Source organism: Rhodococcus ruber, assembly GCF_016804345.1.
Classification (GTDB): Bacteria; Actinomycetota; Actinomycetes; order Mycobacteriales; family Mycobacteriaceae; genus Rhodococcus; species Rhodococcus ruber.
In genome coordinates this window covers 3517428-3535910 of the sequence record NZ_CP044211.1, presented here as the reverse complement: position 1 = coordinate 3535910, position 18483 = coordinate 3517428, and the positions used below count along the sequence as shown (strand labels likewise).

The following is an 18483-nucleotide window of genomic DNA, read 5'->3' as shown; positions in this document are numbered from 1 at the left end:
TCCCTTTGGTATGTCGGGACGGACTGGACGTCAGGGGGCTGCCTGGGCGTTCAGCTGGCTAACGGATGAAATAAATCGTGGCAAACAGCGCAATCCACACGATGTCGACGAAGTGCCAGTAATAGGAGACGACGATCGCTGCGGTGGCCTGCGCCGGCGTGAACTTGCTGACCCTCGTGCGTACGAGGAGGAACACGAAGGCGACGAGGCCGCCGATGACGTGGAGGCCGTGGAATCCGGTCGTGATGTAGAAGACCGACCCCCAGACCATGCTCGAGATCGTCACGCCTTCCGCGACCAGCTGGGTGTACTCGAAGCCCTGGCCGAGCACGAAGAACGTGCCCATGGCGAGGGTGATGAGGTACCACCGCCGGAGGCCGAACACGTCGCCGCGTTCGGCGGCGAACACGCCCATCTGGCAGGTGAAGGAGGAGGCGATCAGCACGAGGGTGACCGGCACCGCCAGCGCCAGATTGAGATGGACAGGCTCCGGCGGCCAGTTGCCGTCGGCCTGTGCCCGGGCCACGAAGTACATGGCGAAGAGCCCTGCGAAAAACATGAGCTCACTGGACAACCACACGATGGTGCCGACGCTGACCAGATTGGGCCGGTTCAGCGAGTGCACGCGCTGGGTGATTGCAGTTCCTGAAGTCCCTACTGCGCTCGTCACGTTCGCAAGTATGACTGGTCGTAGTAACTCTTGGGCACTCGGGGCTGAAATCGGCGCGTCTTTGCTGGTGACCGGCCTGTGAGTCCCCGATCCGGGGGGTCGTCGCGCCCCGTCGCCGAGCATGGGATCGTGGTGCGATGAGCAGTGGTGCAGGGGTGTGGAGCCGGGTCCGCCGGGTGTTCTCACGCAGGCGTCCGGAGCCGCTCGATCCGTCGCGGCCGGACCTGGTGGTGGTGGTCTCGTCCTTCGACGACGTCGAGGCCTGTTCGACCGCCCTCGAGCGGGGCTCGGCGTCGGAACCGGCCTGGTCCCCGGAAGCGGAAGCCGTGCTGCGCCATCACCTCGAACTGCCGGCCGATTCGGTGGATCAGGCGATCGCCCTCTGTGGACGGGACGGGTACGCCCCCGCACAGCCCGCGCGTCCCGCCGGGACCGGCCTCGAGGCCGTCCTGCTGCAGCGGGTGCAGGTGCTCGATGCGCTGCACTGTTCGCAGGAACGGTCGCGGATGGCCTCCCTCGCCCAGCGCCTGGGCGGCACCGCGCTGGGGTGGGACGCCCTGCAGCCGGCGACGGGCGCTGACTAAGCTCCTCCGTGCGCCGCCGACGACGGCGTCGGACAAAGGAGCGAGATGCGGCGAGGGCAGGTGCGATGAACGCTGGACGACAGGCGGATGCGGTGGCCCGGAGCTGGCCGGCGGTCCTCGGTGCGCTCACCGCCGGACGCGACCTCGCCCGGGCGGAGGCCCAGTGGGCGATGGACGAGATCATGTCCGACAACGCCACGGCCGCGCAGATCGCCGCGTTCGGCGTCGCGCTGAAGATGAAGGGCGAGACCCCCGAGGAACTGCTCGGCCTCGCCGACTCGATGCTCGCTCATGCGCGCCTGGTGCCGGTGGACGACGACGTCGTCGACATCGTGGGCACCGGAGGGGACCGGGCGAACACGGTCAACATCTCCACCATGGCGTCGCTGGTGGTGGCGGCGTGCGGGATCCGGGTCGTCAAGCACGGCAACCGGGCGGCGTCGTCGAAGAGCGGCGGCGCGGACGTGCTCGAAGCGCTGGGCGTGCACATCGACCTCGGTCCCGAGGCCGTCGCGGAGTCGGTCGCCGAGGCCGGTATCGGCTTCTGTTTCGCACCCGTCTACCACCCGGCGCTCCGGTTCGCAGCCGCACCGCGCAAGCAGATCGGCATTCCCACGGTGTTCAACGTGCTCGGGCCGTTGACCAACCCGGCCCGGCCCCGCGCCGGCCTGATCGGATGCGCCTTCCCGGAGTTGATCGGCACGGTCGCCGGGGTCCTCGCCGAGCGGGGCAACTCGGCCCTCGTCGTGCGCGGCGACGACGGTCTCGACGAACTGACCACGTCCACGACGTCGACGGTGTACGTCGTCCGGGACGGCCACGTGAGCACCGTGAGCCTCGATCCCACCGACCTGGGCGTCGCCCGGGTGCCGCTCGAGGCGCTGCGCGGCGGCGACGCCACCGACAACGCCGTGATTGCGCGGGCGGTCCTCGCCGGGGAGCACGGCCCGGTGCGCGATGCGGTCCTGCTCAACGCCGCCGGGGCGATCGCCGCCTTCCGGGGGTTCGAGGGGTCGCTCGCCAGTGCCCTGGCGGCGGGGATGCAGACCGCAGCCGAGGCGCTGGACTCGGGCGCTGCGGCGGCTGTCCTCGCTCGCTGGGCCGAGGTGACCACCCGGCTCGCCGCCGGGTCGAGGTGACCACCCGGCTCGCCGCCGGGTCGAGGTGACCGCGGGGCGGACCGGGCATCCGTCCTATTCGCCGATCGAGAACCCGGCCTCGACATCGGCGCTCGAGTACGACTGGAAGGCGATGTGCGTCGCCGTCTTGGCCACGCCCTCGAGTTTGTTGATCCCGCGGGTGACGACCTCGGCGATCTCTTCGTGGTCCCGCACCCGCAGCAGCGCGATCAGGTCGATGTCGCCGGCGCAGGAGTACACCTTGTCGACACCGGCCAGATCCGCGACCGCCTGAGCGGTCTCCGGAATCCGGTGGGCGTCGGCGTGGATCAGGACGATGGCGTGGATCATGAGCTCTCCTCGGCTGCCGGGAACGGACGTGCGGGCGAGCACTCAGCGTAGGGGGTGCGCGACCGGGACCGGCTCGGCCCCGGCACGTGCCGTCCGGGCGAGTTCACCCCACTGCGCCCAGGCGCCGGCGCCGCGAAGCGGCTCGGACCAGCCCTGGGAGGTTCGGACGATGCGGACCCCGTCGTCGTGGAGCCAGCGGACCAGCAGGCCGAGTTCCTCGACGAGCGCGCCGCGCAACGGCGCCGTCGTCGGCCGCACCGTCTCGGCTGCCGCGACGATCGCGTCGACCACGGGCATCGGCGGGACGCCGCGCGGAGCGACTCCCGCCCCCGCGAGCCGGCCCGCCCGGATCACCGCGAACTCCCAGCCGCCCTCGACGCGCCGGCGGGCGGCGACCAGCTCGTCCACCGCCGCGAGCGCGGCCAGGCGCTGCGTCCGGCGCAGTGCGAGCACGGCGTCGGCCGTCCGGTCCCGCAACCGGGCCGCGCTCTCGAACAGTTCGGCAGCGCCGAGGTGTTCGACACGCCGGCGCATCCGATGCAGCGGCTCGTCGTCGTCGCCGCGAAGCAGGGCGCGGGCGAGATCCACCTGCTGCGCGTACTCGGCGGGTGTCTGCAGTCCGGCTACTGCGGCAGCGCAGGCTCCGACGGCGTCCGGCGGGCAGTGCTCGCCGTGGCGCTTCGTGCGGGGGATCCGGCGGGTGCAGGTCCGAAGGCGGCAGAACTCGGCGACGGTGGTGGCGACGGCGGCGGCGTCGGCCCGCGACGAGAACGGGCCGACGGCGTCGACGGTGGGGCCGCCGACCGGATGCGGGGGAGCCGCGGCGGGTGTCCGCACGACGGACAGCCGGGGGAACGCCTCGTCGGTGAGGGTGATCCACCAGCCCCGGGCGGGGAACTTGGAGCGGCGGTTGTAGGGCGGGGCGTGCGCGGCGAGCAGCCTCAACTCCCGCACCCCCGCCTCGAGGGCATGGGCGCATTCCACGTGGTCGATCCGGGTGGCGAGCGCCACCATCTCCCTCAGCCGGGGCCGGGTCTCGGAACCGGTGAAGTAGTTGCGCACGCGGCGGCGCAGGTCGACGGCCGTACCGATGTACAGCACCTCGTCGGAGGGCCCGCGGAACAGGTACACACCGGGCCGTCGCGGCAGGTGTGCCGCGAGGGACCGCTTGGCGCGTTGCTCCGCGGTGACCGCCGGCAGATAGTCCCGCAGTTCGGTGAGGCTGTGGACGCCCTGGTTCCCGACGCGCTCGATGAGCGCGTGCAGGACGTCGACGGTGGCGCGGGCATCGTCGAGAGCACGGTGCGTGGGCGTGGTGGACACACGGAACAATTCGGCCAGCGCCGACAGTCGCACGGACGGGGCCTCGTCCCGGCCGAGCACGCGGCGGGCGAGCTTGACCGTGCACAGCACCGTGAACCGGGGCCACGCGACCTCGGCGCGGGACGCTGCGGCCCGCAGGAACCCGACGTCGAAGCCCGCGTTGTGCGCGACGAGCACGGCCCCGGCGGCGAACTCGAGGAACGAGGGCAGAACCTGCTCGATCCGGGGCGCGGAACGCACCATGGCGGTCGTGATGCCGGTGAGCTGGACGATGTTCGGCGGGATCGAACGGCCCGGGTCGACGAGCGTGGCGAACTCGCCGAGAACCTCGCCGCCACGGATCTTGACCGCGCCGATTTCCGTGATGGCGTCGTCCGTGGAACTGCCGCCGGTGGTCTCGAGGTCGACGACGACGAACAACGTCTCCCGCAACGGCGTGTCCAGTTCGTCGAACCCGAGCTGCACCCCGACGGCGGGATCGGGTCGGCGGGGCACGGTCACGTCGTCAGGGTAGGAGTCGGGTCCGACACCGCGGGGAGGGGGATCCGGCACGCCGGCAGAGGGATCCGACACCGCCGGGTGGGGGAAGAGGGGGGTCGGACGCCCGGAGTCGGCTCGACGAGACGAGGATCACATCGTCGATCGCCCGGGCGGGTGTGGGCGGCGTGCCGACGGGGTAACAACGCGGGTGGTGCGGTGGGACGTGTCGCCGCGGTGGGCGGTGTCGCGGGCGTCCTCGCCGCCGCGATCGCCCGCGAGACCTGCGACGACGTGGCAGCGGGCCGGTGGTCGGCGCGGGACGTGCCGGAGGTGGCCGCCGTGCCGTCGTCCTTCGAACCGACCGTTACGTTTCCGTGATCGAACGGCCGGAGCCGTCCGGCCCGAATCGGGCATATCCGTCAATCCGCGGCGCGTACGGCGCGGGCGGTCGACATCCTCCGATGCGATTTCGTAATCTTTTCGAGACCAAGCGGTGAGGATGTCGAACCACCAGAGGGGAGACGCCGCTCGGTCACCGCCTAATCGGCGCATCCGCAACGGGTGCCCGAGCCGGGGACCCACGTTGTCCTCTGGGGTGAATCCCTCCGACCGCACCCGCGGAACGGGGGGTAGGGCTGATCTTCCCAGCCCGAACCCGTCAGCTAACTCGGTCGGCGGACGAACGGAAGAAATGGAGCAAACCCCTCGTGGCGTCTCAGATTTCCAAGCGCACCGTCCGGCGCGCTGTCGTTGCCGGTGCCCTCGCTCTCGGTGCGGTCACCGTCTCTGCCGGACCCGCACTCGCCGAGCCGGTCACCATCCCCGGCGTCGGCTCGTTCGACCTGCCGGCCGGCGTGACCCTCCCGCCGGAGGTCGCCAACCTCGTCCCGCCGGCCCCGCAGGGTGCCGCACCGGCTCCGGCCGCGCCCTTCAGTGCGCCGGTCACCTCGGTCGCCCAGCGCGCCGTGGACGCAGCCCACAGCAAGCTCGGCGCCCCCTACGTCTACGGCGCCGCCGGTCCGAATGCCTTCGACTGCTCCGGCCTGGTGCAGTGGGCCTACAAGCAGGCCGGTCTGAACCTGCCGCGCACGAGCTACGACCAGGCCGCCGCCGGCAGGGCCGTGGACGTCTCCGCGCTGCAGCCCGGCGACGTCGTGTCGTTCTACGGCGGTAGCCACTCCGGCATCTACATCGGCAACGGCAACGTCATCCACGCGTCGACCTCGGGTCAGCCCGTGAAGATCGCGCCGATGAACTCGATGCCGGTCGACGGGGCCCGCCGCTACTGAGCGACGACTCCACGACTGTCACGCACTGCAGCGGGGGCGGACCGGTCGACGCCGGTCCGCCCCCGCTGACGCTCCGGACGGGCACTACCGGCGCAGGGTGAGCTACCGGCGGGTAGACACGAACCGGAGCCCTTCCGTAACCTGATCGAGATTTTTCGGGTAACGGGTGCGCAACGTCGAACGAAAGGACCTGGTCCCGTGGTGGTGGACAGGACGAAACGGTCGCTTCGGGCGCTGATGATCGGGGTGCTCCTCGCGGTGTTCTCGGTGGCCGTCCCGGCCGGTGCCGATCCGGTGGGGGAGAGCCCCACCGCCGCACTGGAACGGCTGGCCGAGTTGTCGCGCAAGTCCGAGCAGACCACCGAGGCGCTGCACAACGCCGGAATCGACCTCGACGCGAAGGTCGAGGCCCAGCGGGCCGCCGAGGCAGCTCTGGCGCGCGATCGCGAGGCGCTGGCCGCCGCGGAAGCGGAACTGGCCGTCTTCCGGCCCACCGTGGACAAGCTCGCCGTCGCCAACTATCGCGGCGCCCGCACCAACCGGCTGTTCGCCCTGATGGTCAGCGATTCGCCCCAGCAGCTGCTCGACCAGATGTCGGCGCTCGACGTCATCGCCCACCAGACCGCCGACCAGGTCGCGGGATTCCGCACCGCGTCGGCCGCGGCCGCGGAGGCTGCGCTCGCATCCGAGCGTTCGGCCGACGAGGCCCGCGCCGCCGCCGAGCAGGCCCAGGTCGTGCGGGACGAGCTGCAACGGCAGCAGAGCGAACTCGAGGCCCGGATCGACGAGGTGCTCGCGGCCTTTGCCGACCTGAGCGCCGAGGAGAAGGCCACCCTGGCCGGCGCCCCCTTCCCCCCGGGATTCGATGCCGAGAAGATCCTGTCGAGTCTGGCCCCCGGCAGCGGCAGCGGCGCCCTGCAGGCCGGCATGACCCGGATCGGCAGCCCGTACAGCTGGGGTGCCACCGGCCCGTCCGAGTTCGACTGCTCCGGCCTGGTGGTGTGGGCCTACAAGCAGATCGGCAAGAACCTGCCGCGGTCGAGCCAGGCCCAGGCGCAGGGGGGCACCCCCGTCCCGCGGGATCAGCTCCAACCCGGCGACGTCGTGACGTTCTACGACGACGCCTCGCATGTGGGGCTGTACGCGGGCAACGGCAACGTCCTGCACGCCTCCACCTACGGCGTGCCGGTCAAGGTTGCCCCGATGGACAGGATGCCGTTCCACAACGCCCGCCGGTACTGACGTCCGTCGCGCCCACCCCCGCGGCGCGGTCGTGGGCGCGACCTACACTGGCCGCCGTGCCCGCGCCCTACTCGTCGCCCCGTCCCCCTGGCAGTCGCCGGTGGGAACGGCTCGGTGTCGCCGGACTGGTCGTCGCGGTCGTGGCCGTCGGTCTCTCGCTCGCGTTCACGCCCGACGACGGCCCGGCCGAACCGGCGTCGCACCGCGCCGTGCAGGGACTGCTCGATGCATGGTCCCGGGCCGTGCGCACCGCCGACCGGGCGGTGCTCGCCACCGTCGTGGATCCCCGCGCCCGCCCGGGTCTGCTCGAGGCGGAGGTGCGCCGCGCCGAAGCCCTGGCCGCGTTGCCGCTGGCGGACTTCGCCTACGAGCTCGGACCGGACCTCGGGACCGACGTCACCGGCGACCTGGTGGCCCGGCTCGGCGCCGACGAGGCCCGTGCCCTCACCGTCCTGCTGCGCTACGCCGTCGAAGGGATCGACGACGAACCCACGCGCAAGCCCGTGACGGTGGTCCTCGCCCGCCGGGGAGAGCGGTGGCACCTCGTCGACGACCGCCCGCTGCCGGGTACGGACACCACCACCTGGCGGGGGCCGTGGGACTTCGGCCCACTCGAGGTCCGGGCAGTGGAGACCGGGGCCGGGAACCGGTCCCTCGTCGTGGGCCACCCCGAGCACTCGTCCCTCGTCGCCGACATCGCCGCCGAACTCGCCTCCGCCGTCGAGGCCGTGGACGCCGTGTGGGGAACCGGATGGCCCCGCCGCGCCCTCGTGCTCGTCACCGCCTCGCACGACGAGTTCACCGCGCAGGTCGGCAGCCGCTACAACGGCGCGGACATCGCTGCCGTCGCGGTCTCCGACGTTGTCGACCACGAGCGGGGCCGGGCCACCGGTCAACGCATCGTCTTCAGTCCCGCCGCCGAGCAGCGGCTGGACGAGGCGGGGCTGCGGGCGATCCTGCGCCACGAACTCACCCACGTCGCGGCGCGCACCGACACCGTGGACGGGTCGCCGCTGTGGATCCTCGAGGGCTATGCCGACTACGTGGGCTACCGCGGTGCCGGCGGCGACCTCGCCGCGATCGCGCCCACCCTCGCCGCGGTCGTCGCCGAGCGCGGGGCGCCGAGCACGCTGCCCGCGGACGCCGAGTTCGCCGGCGACGGCGCGCGTCTGGCGTACGAGAGCGCGTGGTCGATCGCGGCGTTCGTCGCCGAGGAGTTCGGCAGCGAGCGGCTCACCGCCCTGTACCGGCGGCTGTCCGCCGGGCCTGCCGACACCCGGGAGCTCGACGCCGCCCTCGGCGACGTGCTCGGTGTGGACGCGGATCAGCTCGTCGACCGATGGGGGAGCCGGCTCGAGAGGCAGGTGCCGGCTCCCGTCGGCTGACCCGCCGTCCGGACCCACCGCGGCACCGCCTACGGTGAGCGCATGCCCCGAACGCTGCTGGTCACCAACGACTTTCCGCCCCGGCCCGGGGGGATCCAGTCCTACCTGCAGGCGTTCGCGGCCCAGGTGCCGCCCGACGACCTGGTCGTCTACGCCCCGCGATGGCGAGGGGACAGTCACGTGACGTTCGACGCCCGGCAACCCTTCGAGGTCGTCCGCCACCCCACGACCCTGATGTTGCCGACCCCCGCCGTGGCCCGGCGGGCGGCCCGGCTGATGACCGATCGCGGCTGCGAGACCGTGTGGTTCGGCGCTGCGGCGCCGCTGGCCCTGCTCGCTCCCGGGTTGCGTCGCGCCGGCGCCCGCCGGATCGTGGCCAGCACCCACGGGCACGAGGTCGGCTGGTCGATGGTGCCCGCCGGACGGCGGGCGCTGCGCCGCATCGGCAACACCACCGACGCCGTCACCTACGTCAGCCGGTACACCCGCGGTCGATTCGCCTCGGCGTTCGGGCCCGGCGCAGGTCTCGAGCACCTGCCGTCCGGCGTGGACACCGAGGTGTTCCGGCCGGATCCAGCGGCGCGCGCGGACCTGCGCGCCCGGTACAGGCTCGGGGACCGCCCCACCGTGCTGTGCCTGTCCCGGCTCGTGCCGCGCAAGGGCCAGGACATGCTCATCCGTGCACTGCCCGAGATCCGGCGCCGTGTCGACGGGGCGGTGCTCGTGATCGTCGGCGGTGGCCCGTACCACGACCGCCTCCGCAAGCTGGCCCGCACGGTCGGAGTCGAGGACCACGTCGTGATCACCGGAGGAGTGCCGGCCGCCGAGCTCGCCGCCCACCACACCCTCGCGGACGTGTTCGCGATGCCGTGCCGTACGCGCGGCGCCGGCCTCGACGTCGAGGGTCTCGGAATCGTCTATCTCGAGGCCTCCGCCACCGGGGTGCCCGTGGTGGCGGGCCGCTCCGGCGGCGCGCCGGAAACCGTGCGGGAAGGAGAGACCGGTGTCGTCGTCGACGGCACGTCGGTCGCGGCGGTGGCGGCCGCCGTCGCCGACCTGCTCGCCGACCGCGACCGCGCGGCGGCGATGGGCGCGGCGGGCCGCGCCTGGGTGGGCGCCGAATGGCGGTGGGACGTGCTCGGCGAGAAGCTGCGGCGTCTGCTGGCCTGACGTGCCGACCGTCCGGCCCCGACCCCATGCAACCCCCTGGACGAGCCGGGACCGGCCATGTGTGAAGCTGTCCCCGTGAGCAGCATTCAGGTGGCCGATCAGGCCTTCATCGCCGCGGCGCCGAGGCGGATCGCGGCCGAGATCGCCCAGCCCCACCGCTGGCGTTCGTGGTGGCCCGACCTGGACCTCACGGTCCGAGAGGACCGAGCCGAGAAGGGCATCCGATGGTCGGTCGGCGGGGCGCTGACCGGCACGATGGAGGTCTGGCTCGAGCCGATGCTCGACGGCGCGATCGTGCACTACTTCCTGCACTGCGAACCGGCCGGGATGCCGCCGGAGAAGGCGGGGGGGTGGGATCTCGCCGCCATGAATCACCGGCGCCGCGTCGCCGGCAAGGTCATGACGTTCGACGTCAAGCGGCGGCTCGACGCCGGGCGCGCCGCCGGCGAACCTCCACAGGACCCCCGCCCCTGACCGACGGGGCCGTACCTGCAGGCGACGAGCCCGCACCGGAACTACTACGGTGTGATAGACAGCGGTTCCCGCGTGTGCCGATCCGGTAGGACGAGGGGACAGACGGAAAGGAAGCGTTCGTCGCATGGCCGAGAAGACCAAGCGGTCGATCACCATCGATGCTCCGTCGGATCGGGTGATGGCCGTGATCGCCGATTTCGACGCGTACCCGGCCTGGGTCTCGGCAGCGAAATCCGTGGAAGTGCTCGCCGTCGAGTCCGGAGGCCGCGCCGAACGGGTCCGGTTCGTGCTCGACGCAGGCGTGGTGCGCGACACGTACGAGCTGGTCTACGAGTGGGCTTCCGACGGCCGGTCGGTCAGCTGGGAGCTCGTCGCCGGGGAGATCCAGAAGGCCCAGTTCGGTTCCTACATCCTCACCGAAGCGCCGGAGGGCGGCACCACCGTGTACTACGAGCTGACGGTGGACCTGACCATCCCGATGATCGGACTGTTCAAACGGAAAGCCGAGAAGGTGATCACCGACACCGCGCTGAAGGAACTCAAGAAGCGGGTGGAAGGCTGAGCGGGCTCGCCGGGCGGCCCGGCCCCGCCGCCGTGCGGCTGTTCGTCGGCAAGGGGGGCGCCGGAAAGACGACCCTCGCCGCGGCGACCGCCCTCGCGGCAGCCCGCTCCGGAGTTCCCACCCTCGTCGTCTCGCTCGATCAGGCGCACTCGCTGACCGACGTGCTGGCCGTCGATCCGGCGTCGACCGGGTCCGTGGACGCCCGCATCGTGCCGGTCGCCGAGGGTCTCGACGCGCTGGAAATCGATTCGCTCGCGCTGCTCGAGCAGCGGTTTGCGCTCCTGACCGCGCTCGCCGCCGCGGGCGGTGCCCACGGGCACGGTGACCGGTTCGGGATCCCCGCGGCCGAGGAACTCACCGGCCTGCCCGGCGCGCAGGAGATCCTCGCCCTCGGGGAGGTGGCCCGCCTGGCCGAGTCGGGACGCTGGGGCGAGGTGATCGTCGATCTGCCGGCATCCGCGGACGCCTTCCGCATGCTCGCCGCGCCGGCAACGGCCTCGGAGTACATCGAGCGGATCTGGCCCCGGCACAGCCGCATCGTCGCGGCGACCGGGGCCGACCCGCGCCTCGCCCTGGTCGTGGCACTGGTCGACCGCGTCGTCGAACACGTCTCGACCGTGCAGGACCTGCTCGGCGACCGCACGCGCACCCGAGTCGACCTCGTCGCCACCGCCGACCGGCTCGGCATCGCCGAAACGCGACGACTCCGGTCCTGGACGGCCCTGTCCGGGCTACGGCTGGAACGCGTGATCCTCAACCGGATCGTCCCGGACCTCCCGGCAGAGGAGACCGGACCCGCCGCGGCCTGGCTCGCCGAACAGCGCGGCGGACAGCGCCGGATCGTGGCCGAGATCGCGTCGACCCTCGGCGACGTCACCGTGGTCGAGTGCGAGCAGCGGTGTGCCGAACCGGTAGGGTTGGCCTCTCTGGCGGCGCTCGCGGAGTCGCTGCATCCGGACGGAGCAGCACCGCTCACGCAGGAGGATGCCGGCCTCGAGCCGGTGCGGGTCCAGCATGAATCGGGGACAGGGGTGGATGCGGTGTACACGATGCGGATGCATCTGCCGCTGGCGGATGCGGCATCGCTGACGCTCGGCCGGGTCGACGACGACCTGGTGATCGGCGCCGACGGCCTGCGCCGCCGGGTGCGGCTCGCGTCCGGTCTGCGGCGCTGCACCGTCGCCGGCGCCGAGTTCGAAGGATCCGACCTGCTGGTGCGGTTCCGTCCCGATCCCGCGGTGTGGCCCCGATGAGCGCCGACCACGACGTCCTCGTCGCCGAACTGCGGGCGCTGGCCGATGCCGTCCTCGACCGGCTCGAGCAGACGGTGCAGCGATTCGCCGAGCCGGAGTCGTCCCCCCGGTCGCCGGCGCCCGGCTCGGTGTCGCCCGATTCGGTGTCGCCCGACGCGGTGTCGCCCGATGCGGGGACCGAGCCCGCTACCGACACGTCCGCCTCGACGGCGGGCGGTTGCAGCTGGTGCCCGCTGTGCGCCGTGGCCGCCGCCGTCCGGGGCGAGCCGCACGAGCTCCTCACCCGGCTCGCAACTCAGATCGCGGCCCTGATCGCGCTGCTGCGGGACCTGCTCGCCCGGTACCTTCCGGCCCGAGGACCCGCCCCCGACGCGCCCGGTCCGCAGGACCCGCCTCCGGCTCCCGGCCGCAACGGCACGTTCGTGCCGATCTCGGTCACGATCCGACGCTGATCGGACCCACGCCGTGAGCACGGATCGACTCACGATCGGAATCGACGTGGGCGGCACCAGCATCCGCGCGGCCGTCGTCGACGGTACCGGCACCGTCGTCGACACCGTCCGGGCGCCGACCCCGCACTCGGCCCGTGCCCTCGACGGCGCCCTCGACCGCACCGTCGCCCTCCTGGCGGGCCGCAACGAGGTCACCGCCGTCGGTCTCGCCGTCGCCGGGTTCCTCACCGCCGACCGTCGCGTCGTCCGCTACGCCCCGCACCTCCCGTGGGCGGATGTGCCCGTGGCGGAGCGGATGAGCGCGCGGATCGGCCTGCCGGTGGTTCTCGAGCACGACGCCAACGCCGCCGCGTGGGCCGAGTACCGGTTCGGTGCCGCCGCGGGTGTCCGGACGACCGTGCTGGTCGCCGTCGGCACCGGGATCGGCGCCGCCCTGCTGCTCGACGGTGTGCTGTTCCGGGGTGCGCACGGCATCGCCCCGGAACTCGGGCACCTGCAGGTGGTTCCCGACGGGCGCGCCTGCGCGTGCGGGAAGCGCGGCTGCTGGGAGCGGTACTGCAGTGGCACCGCGCTGGTCGACACGGCGATCGAGCTGCTCGCAGCAGGTCCGGACCGCTCCTCCCAGCTCACCCGCGACGTCGCGGCGGATCCCGGCGCGCTGACCGGACGACGGATCGCCGGAGCCGCGCAGGACGGCGACCCGCTCGCCGTCGCGGCGATGGGGGAATTCGCCCGCTGGCTCGGACTCGGCCTGGCCATGGTCGCCGACCTCTTCGACCCGGAACTGGTGGTGGTCGCCGGCGGAGTGTCGGAGTCGGCGTCCCTGTTCCTCGACGACGCCCGCGGACACTACGCGGCGGCCCTGACCGGCCGGGGCCACCGGCCGCTCGCGCGGGTCCGTGCCGCACACCTCGGCGACGCCGCCGGCCTGGTGGGCGCGGCCGACCTCGCCCGGCACCGGTCCGGACGAAACGGACCGAGCGAGTGAGATGCTCGTCACGTCCGTCGGTGTGAGGCGGGACCCCGGCATGCCACGGTGTGCACGGCAACACCTCGCCGTCGTAGAGTCGATCGGCAGGCACGGTCTGCCTGCGCGTTTCGGAGACGGGGAAGGACGCCATGTGGTATTGGCTATTCAAGTACGTCCTGCTGGGGCCGCTGCTGTGGCTCATGGGGCGGCCGAAAATCGAAGGTGCGGAGAACATTCCGACCGACGGCCCCGCGATCCTCGCCAGTAACCACAAAGCCGTCCTCGACTCCTTCTTCCTTCCGCTCGTGGTGCGGCGGCGCATCACCTTCCTCGCCAAGAGCGAGTACTTCACCGGCACCGGATTCAAGGGCCGGTTCCAACGTTGGTTCTTCTCCGCGGTCGGTCAGGTCCCGATCGACCGCACCGGGGCGGATGCGGCGCAGGACGCCCTCAACGCCGGTGTCCGCGTCCTCTCCCAGGGCAAGCTGCTCGGCATCTACCCGGAAGGCACCCGGTCGCCGGACGGGCGCCTGTACAAGGGCAAGACCGGCATCGCCCGGCTCGCCCTGCAGACCGGCGTCAAAGTGATCCCCGTGGCGATGATCGGCACCGACGAGATGAACCCCATCGGGTCGAAGATGTGGAAGCCGGCCAAGGTGACGGTCCGGATCGGTGAACCGATCGACTTCTCCCGCTTCGAAGGCATGAGCGGCAACCGATTCGTCGAGCGCACCGTCACCGACGAGGTGATGTACGCGCTGATGCGCCTGTCGGACCAGCAGTACGTCGACATCTACGCCGCCACCCTCAAGAACCGGCCCGCCGAGGAGGATGCGGCGTCCGCAGCCGCCGACGCGGACCGCCTGCCCGACACGCAGGCCGGCTGACGCCGGCGCCGGCGGCACCGTCCCGGCCGTGACCGGGCGCCGGCGGCACCGCCCCGGCCGTGACCGGGCGCCGGCGGCACCGCCCCGACTGTGACCGGGCGCCGGCGGCACCGCCCCGGCCGTGGCCGGGCATAATGTGCGCACGTGCGTTACTTCTACGACTGCGAGTTCATCGAGGATGGTCGCACCATCGAGCTCGTGTCGATCGGTGTCGCCTGCGAGGACGGGCGCGAGTTCTATGCGGTGTCGACCGAATTCGATCCCGAGCGGGCCGGGCCGTGGGTACGCCGGAATGTGCTGCCGAAGCTTCCGCCCCCCGCGCACCCCGCCTGGAGGTCCCGGACCCGCATCCGCGACGACCTGCTGTCCTTCCTGATCCCCCGGCCGGGCATCCAGCCCGAACTGTGGGCCTGGCTCGGGGCCTACGATCACGTCGCGCTCGTCCAGCTCTGGGGCACGATGCCGGAACTGCCCGACGCGCTGCCCAAGTTCACCCGCGAGTTGCGCCAGCACTGGGAACAGCACGGCAGGCCGCCGCTTCCGGCCGTACCCGACGACAATCACGACGCCCTCGCCGACGCGCGTCACAACCTCGCCAAGTTCGAGGCCATCGAGGCCGCCCGGCGACGCCGCTGAGGCCCCGTGCCGAGGTCGGCGCGCGGGGTGTGGCGTCGACCTACCCGGGGGTGCGTATCCGTCGTCGCGCCGGGGCCATATCCTGATGGTGTGAACTGGACTGTCGATGTGCCGATCGACCGCTTGCCGACCCTTCCGCCGCTCCCCGACGAGCTGCGCGAACGGCTGGACGCGGCCCTGGCCAAGCCCGCCCTGCAGCAGCCGAGCTGGCCCGAGGACCAGGCGTCGGCGATGCGCACCGTGCTCGAGAGCGTGCCACCGATCACCGTGGCCCGCGAGGTCGAGGAGCTGCAGAACCACCTCGCCGCGGTCGCGCGCGGCGAAGCCTTCCTGCTCCAGGGCGGCGACTGCGCCGAGACCTTCGCCGACAACACCGAGCCGCACATCAAGGCCAACATCCGCACGCTGCTGCAGATGGCCGTCGTGCTGACCTACGGCGCGTCGCTGCCGGTCGTGAAGGTCGCACGGATCGCCGGGCAGTACGCCAAACCGCGATCGTCGGACATCGATGCGCTCGGGCTGCAGTCGTACCGGGGCGACATGATCAACTCCCTCGTCGCCGACGCGGCCGTGCGCGCACACGATCCGTCCCGGCTCATCCGTGCCTACGCCAACGCCAGCGCCGCGATGAACCTGGTCCGGGCCATCACCGCCGCCGGCGAGGCGGACCTGCACCGGGTGCACGACTGGAACCGGGAGTTCGTCGCCTCGTCGCCGGCCGGTGCGCGGTACGAGGCCCTCGCCTCCGAGATCGACCGCGGCCTGCGTTTCATGGACGCGTGCGGCGTCGTCGACCCCAATCTGAAGGCCGCCACCATCTACGCCAGCCACGAGGCGCTGGTCCTCGACTACGAGCGGGCAATGCTGCGGCTCGACAACACCGACGGGCACCCGCGGCTGTACGACCTGTCCGCGCACTTCCTGTGGATCGGTGACCGTACCCGGCAGCTCGACGGCGCCCACATCGCCTTCGCCGAGCTACTCGCGAACCCGATCGGCCTGAAGATCGGTCCGAGCACCACGCCCGAGATGGCGGCTGAGTACGTCGAGCGGCTCGATCCCACCAACAAGCCGGGCCGGTTGACCCTCATCTCCCGGATGGGGCACGCGAAGGTGCGCGATCTGCTACCTGCGATCATCGCGAAGGTGCAGGCGACCGGACGTCAGGTCATCTGGCAGTGCGACCCGATGCACGGCAACACGCACGAGGCGTCCACGGGGTACAAGACCCGGCACTTCGACCGGATCGTCGACGAGGTGCAAGGCTTCTTCGAGGTGCACAACGCACTCGGCACGCACCCGGGCGGCATCCACATCGAACTCACCGGCGAGGACGTCACCGAGTGCCTCGGCGGCGCGCAGGACATCTCCGACATCGACCTGCACGGCCGCTACGAGACGGCGTGCGATCCCCGCCTGAACACGCAGCAGTCGCTGGAGCTGGCGTTCCTGGTCGCGGAGATGCTCCGCGGCTGACTCCGGCAGGGTCTCAGGGCAGGGCGGTGAGGGTCACCGTGCCGCCCGGCTCGACCCGGTCGCCCGCCCCCGGGCTCTGACCGATCACCACCGAGCGGTCGGAGCCCGCGAACTGGCGCACCTCGACGTCCAGACCGAGCCGGCCGAGTTCGTCGCGCGCCGCGGCGACCGTGCGGCCCAGCAGTGAGGGCACCTTCACGGCATTCGACACCAGCAGCGTGACGCTGCCGCCGGCGTTGACCCGGTTCCCGATCGCCGGATCGGTGCCGACGACTCGTCCCGCATCGACGTCCGCGTCGAACACCTCCCGCGACTCGCGCACCGTGAGTCCCACCGTGTCCAGGGCCCGCCGGGCCTCGTCGACGGTGCGGCCCGCGACGTCGGGCACATCCACCGGCGGTGACCCCTTGCTGACGATCACCGCGACTTCCGCCCCCACCGGAAGGACTGTGCCGGGTGCCGGGTCGAGCGCGGCGACCCCGCCCTCCTCGACGGCGGTGCTGTAGGCCGAGCCACCGTCCACCGGGACGAAGGTCCGGTTACGCAGTTCCTGTTCGATGACGTCGCGGTCGCCGTCACCGACGATCGTGGGCACGGTCGGCCGGCCCAGCGAGACGAGCAGCACGACCTCGTCGCCCCGGGCGACCCGGCTGCCGGCCTCCGGGTCGGTGCCGAGCACGGTGTCGACGGAGGCGTCGTCGGAGTACTCCCCCCGTACCTCGGGGGTCACGTCTGCGGCCTGCAGGGCCGCGAGCGCGGTGTCCCGATCGGCCCCGAGCACGCTCGGGACGGTGGTCATCCGCCCGGACCCGAGCCACCATCCGCCGAAGCCGACGGCCAGCGCCAGGACCAGGATCGCCAGTAGCCACAGCAGCGTCGTCCGCCGGTTCCGTCGGCGCTCGGCGGCGAAATCGGCCGGCTCGGCCCGGAGCCCCGAGGTCTCGGCACGCGGGTGTTGCTGGGTGACGACCTTGGTGTGCTGCGGACCGGCGGGGGAGAGCTGGGCGGCGAGACCCGGAGCCGCCGGAGGGGGCAACGGTCGCGACGGCGGTGCCGCTGCGCGCACGGCCACGGTCGGTGGCGCGGGAACCACCGTAGCCGTCGCCGGTTCCGCGGCGGCCGAACGATGCTGCGCGGACCGCTGCGGAGCGGGCACCCGGTAGCGGGGCAACGCCAGGGCATCGCAGACCTCGCTCAGCGCGGCGGCCATCGCCCCGGCATCCGGGAACCGCTCACCGGGCTCTCGTTCGGTGGCGTGCCGGACCAGCTCGTCGAACTGCTCCGGGACCCCGTCGATGAGGGCGCCGGGGTCCGGGACGTCCCGATCGACCCGCTGGTAGGCCACCGACAGCGACGTGTCGCCGGTGAACGGGGTGCGTCCGGTCAGCATCTCGAACAGCAGAATCCCGGTCGCGTACACGTCGCTGCGTGCGTCCGCGGTACCCGTGGTCACCTGTTCCGGCGACAGATATGCGGCGGTCCCCAGGATGACACTGCGCGACGTCGTCGTTGCCGCGGCGACCGCACGCACCAGGCCGAAATCGGCGATCTTCACCTCCCCGGCATCGGAGATCAGCACATTCTCCGGCTTGACGTCACGGTGCACCAGGCCGGCGCGGTGCGCCACGGCGAGCGCCCCCAGCACCGGCGCCGCGACGGCCGCCGCCGCGTGCGGGGGCATCGGGCCCCGCTCGCGCAGCAGTTCACGCAGCGTGCCGCCCTCGACCAGTTCCATCACCAGGAAGACGTGGTCCCCGTCCTGTCCCTGGTCGTACACCGCAACCAGACCCGGATGGGTCAACCGCGCCACCGAGCGCGCCTCGAACTCGAACCGCGCCAGGAACTGGGGATCGGCCGCGAACTGCGGATCCATGACCTTCACCGCCACCGGACGGTCGAGTCGCAGGTCCGTGCCTCGGTACACGATGGACATGCCGCCGCGGGCGATCGGTGCCTCGATGCGGTAGCGCCGTTCGAGCACCGTGCCGATCAGGCGGTCGCCTCCAGAGCTCACCCGGTGTACCCCCGTGTCCGTGCCGTCGTCTTGCTGCGTCAGGTGCGGCGTACGACGGGGAAGACCGCCGGGTTCGCCTCTGTCGATCGTAGCCAGCGCACGAACCGTCCGGTCGCCCGAGCGCGGCTCGCCGCGGTGACACCTGCG

General features: G+C 72.2%; 19 protein-coding genes and 1 riboswitch. Of the genes, 15 read left to right on the top strand and 4 right to left on the bottom strand.

Annotated elements, in window-relative coordinates; all coding sequences use genetic code 11:
* Positions 1-58: 58 nt before the first annotated feature.
* The gene (gene ctaE, locus F1734_RS16185) at positions 59-670 is read right to left on the bottom strand and encodes an aa3-type cytochrome oxidase subunit III (RefSeq protein ID WP_010594348.1); all 612 of its coding nucleotides are present in this window, start codon (positions 668-670) and stop codon (positions 59-61) included.
* Between the two features lie 137 nt (positions 671-807).
* Between ctaE and F1734_RS16180 the strand changes: the two genes are divergently transcribed.
* Positions 808-1254 (top strand): hypothetical protein, encoded by a 447-nt coding sequence (locus F1734_RS16180; RefSeq protein WP_048770970.1) that lies wholly within the window; start codon positions 808-810, stop codon positions 1252-1254.
* Between the two features lie 65 nt (positions 1255-1319).
* Complete coding sequence (trpD, locus tag F1734_RS16175) at positions 1320-2393, top strand: anthranilate phosphoribosyltransferase (RefSeq protein WP_026137668.1); 1074 nt, start codon at positions 1320-1322, stop codon at positions 2391-2393.
* 54 nt (positions 2394-2447) lie between these two features.
* Here the strand turns inward: trpD and F1734_RS16170 are convergent, their stop codons facing one another.
* Complete coding sequence (locus F1734_RS16170; protein ID WP_003934124.1) at positions 2448-2723, bottom strand: Lrp/AsnC family transcriptional regulator; 276 nt, start codon at positions 2721-2723, stop codon at positions 2448-2450.
* Between the two features lie 42 nt (positions 2724-2765).
* Complete coding sequence (locus F1734_RS16165) at positions 2766-4547, bottom strand: DEDD exonuclease domain-containing protein (protein ID WP_017680372.1); 1782 nt, start codon at positions 4545-4547, stop codon at positions 2766-2768.
* A gap of 195 nt (positions 4548-4742) precedes the next feature.
* On the opposite strand from F1734_RS16165, the gene F1734_RS16160 reads away from it, so the two are divergent.
* The 13 genes from F1734_RS16160 (at position 4743) to F1734_RS16100 (ending at position 16322) form a co-directional block, all read left to right on the top strand.
* Entirely contained in the window at positions 4743-4904 is a 162-nt protein-coding gene (locus F1734_RS16160; protein WP_155621879.1) for a hypothetical protein, read from the top strand.
* Positions 4905-5052: 148 nt separating this feature from the next.
* Positions 5053-5219: riboswitch (cyclic di-AMP (ydaO/yuaA leader) on the top strand.
* A gap of 14 nt (positions 5220-5233) precedes the next feature.
* Positions 5234-5815 carry a C40 family peptidase gene (locus tag F1734_RS16155; protein ID WP_010594353.1) on the top strand — a complete coding sequence of 194 codons (582 nt, stop codon included), beginning with the start codon at positions 5234-5236 and terminating at the stop codon, positions 5813-5815.
* Between the two features lie 198 nt (positions 5816-6013).
* Positions 6014-7057: an NlpC/P60 family protein gene (locus tag F1734_RS16150; protein WP_174557560.1), complete on the top strand. Its 1044-nt coding sequence runs from the start codon at positions 6014-6016 to the stop codon at positions 7055-7057.
* Positions 7058-7113: 56 nt separating this feature from the next.
* Entirely contained in the window at positions 7114-8442 is a 1329-nt protein-coding gene (locus tag F1734_RS16145) for a gluzincin family metallopeptidase (protein WP_017680374.1), read from the top strand.
* A gap of 42 nt (positions 8443-8484) precedes the next feature.
* Positions 8485-9612, top strand: a complete 1128-nt coding sequence (locus F1734_RS16140) for a glycosyltransferase family 4 protein (RefSeq protein ID WP_017680375.1) — start codon at positions 8485-8487, stop codon at positions 9610-9612.
* Positions 9613-9687: 75 nt separating this feature from the next.
* Positions 9688-10086 carry a hypothetical protein gene (locus F1734_RS16135; protein WP_010594358.1) on the top strand — a complete coding sequence of 133 codons (399 nt, stop codon included), beginning with the start codon at positions 9688-9690 and terminating at the stop codon, positions 10084-10086.
* A gap of 124 nt (positions 10087-10210) precedes the next feature.
* On the top strand, positions 10211-10648 hold the full coding sequence (locus F1734_RS16130) for an SRPBCC family protein (protein WP_010594359.1): 438 nt from the start codon (positions 10211-10213) through the stop codon (positions 10646-10648).
* 32 nt (positions 10649-10680) lie between these two features.
* A complete protein-coding gene (locus F1734_RS16125; RefSeq protein ID WP_017680376.1) occupies positions 10681-11901 on the top strand; it encodes an ArsA family ATPase in 1221 nt (406 codons plus the stop codon).
* On the top strand, positions 11898-12353 hold the full coding sequence (locus F1734_RS16120; RefSeq protein WP_048771137.1) for a hypothetical protein: 456 nt from the start codon (positions 11898-11900) through the stop codon (positions 12351-12353). Before F1734_RS16125 ends, F1734_RS16120 begins: the two co-directional genes overlap by 4 nt.
* A gap of 13 nt (positions 12354-12366) precedes the next feature.
* Complete coding sequence (locus F1734_RS16115; RefSeq protein ID WP_010594362.1) at positions 12367-13341, top strand: ROK family protein; 975 nt, start codon at positions 12367-12369, stop codon at positions 13339-13341.
* 131 nt (positions 13342-13472) lie between these two features.
* The gene (locus tag F1734_RS16110; protein ID WP_010594363.1) at positions 13473-14210 is read left to right on the top strand and encodes a lysophospholipid acyltransferase family protein; all 738 of its coding nucleotides are present in this window, start codon (positions 13473-13475) and stop codon (positions 14208-14210) included.
* A 144-nt stretch (positions 14211-14354) separates the two neighbouring features.
* Positions 14355-14846, top strand: coding sequence for a polyadenylate-specific 3'-exoribonuclease AS (locus F1734_RS16105; RefSeq protein ID WP_010594364.1), 492 nt, complete (start codon positions 14355-14357; stop codon positions 14844-14846).
* Between the two features lie 90 nt (positions 14847-14936).
* A complete protein-coding gene (locus F1734_RS16100; protein ID WP_010594365.1) occupies positions 14937-16322 on the top strand; it encodes a class II 3-deoxy-7-phosphoheptulonate synthase in 1386 nt (461 codons plus the stop codon).
* A gap of 13 nt (positions 16323-16335) precedes the next feature.
* On the opposite strand, the gene pknB is transcribed toward F1734_RS16100, so the two are convergent.
* Entirely contained in the window at positions 16336-18336 is a 2001-nt protein-coding gene (gene pknB, locus F1734_RS16095) for a Stk1 family PASTA domain-containing Ser/Thr kinase (protein ID WP_017681751.1), read from the bottom strand.
* Between the last annotated feature and the right edge of the window lie 147 nt (positions 18337-18483).